This is a genomic window from Oleiphilus sp. HI0066 (genome assembly GCF_001635725.1).
Genome location: NZ_LWFH01000496.1, coordinates 1 through 1188 on the forward strand (window position 1 = coordinate 1; position 1188 = coordinate 1188).

At 43.9% G+C, this 1188-nt stretch carries 1 protein-coding gene and 1 pseudogene; one reads left to right on the forward strand and one right to left on the reverse strand.

What is annotated here, in order from left to right:
- Positions 1–217: pseudogene (locus A3738_RS06945) on the forward strand (C4-dicarboxylate ABC transporter); the annotation flags it as partial.
- 427 nt (positions 218–644) lie between these two features.
- On the opposite strand, the gene A3738_RS06955 reads toward A3738_RS06945, so the two are convergent.
- Positions 645–1188, reverse strand: a 544-nt coding sequence (locus A3738_RS06955; RefSeq protein WP_156504032.1) for a phosphoenolpyruvate carboxykinase (ATP), incomplete at its 5' end; no start/stop codon positions are given.

Below are 1188 nucleotides of genomic sequence, written 5' to 3' on the forward strand. Positions count from 1 at the left end.
ACTGGTAGCGTTTGAGCTTGGTTATCTGAGCCCACCGGTTGCACTTAACCACTTACTTGCACGCCAGGTTGTAGGTGAGAAAGAAGCTCTGGCTGCTGTGCTAACAGAAGGAACCTTCTACCAGCGTTATGAGAAAATACTTCTCCCTCTTATTACGATGGGTACAGTACTTCTTATCGTTGCGTTCACACCACTGTTTTATCAAATGATGTCTTAGTGACACCTTGGTAAACCAATAGTAAAAGCCCTGCCTGATCTATCACGCGGGGCTTTTTTCTACTTACTCAATTCACATGAAAAATCACATAGAAAAGGATTCCTATGCAACTCAATCGCACTGCTGCATTACTGCTTAGCATAGTCATTACGACACTCTTAATAGTTCATTCATCAAAATTAGAAGCAAAGAACCTGCAAGGCTCCAAAGAGCAGTGCAAAAGGATCGCGACAAAGATCGATATGATCAATGATAAAAGACGTGCAGGAGGCAGCTCCGCACAAATGGACAAGTGGCGAAAAAAGCGAAATGCACTAAGCGATAAGGCTTATAAATTGAATTGCAGAAAACACGGAAAAATCAAATAGGCATAAAAAAACCGGTGACTGTTTCCAGACACCGGCTTTTTAAACTTCAGGCCAAGCTACTAAGCCTTAGGCCCTGCAGCAACGATAGACTCTGATACATCAAACTTCTTAAAATTCTCAACGAATTGAGAAATCAAATCAGCCGCTTTCGCATCATAAGCATCTTTGTCTGCCCATGTATCACGAGGGTTAAGTAGGCCAGAATCAACGCCTGGTACAGCTACTGGGATATCCAAGTTAAGCTGTTCTAAATGTGTTGTTTCCGCATCAGCCAAAGCACCGCTCTGAATTGCAGAAATGATTCCACGAGTTGTTGGGATGCTAAAGCGCTGGCCCACACCGTATGAACCACCAGTCCAACCAGTGTTAACTAGGTAAACTTTGGAACCGAATTCTTCCATACGCTTCATTAGCAATTCAGCATATTCACCCGCTGGGCGAGGGAAGAACGGCGCACCAAAACATGTTGAGAATGTTGACTTAAGCTTAGAGTCTGAGCCCATCTCAGTAGAACCAACCAAAGCCGTGTAACCACTTAGGAAGTGATACGCTGCTGCTTCTTTGCTCAGCAATGATACTGGAGGCAAGACACCTGTCATATCA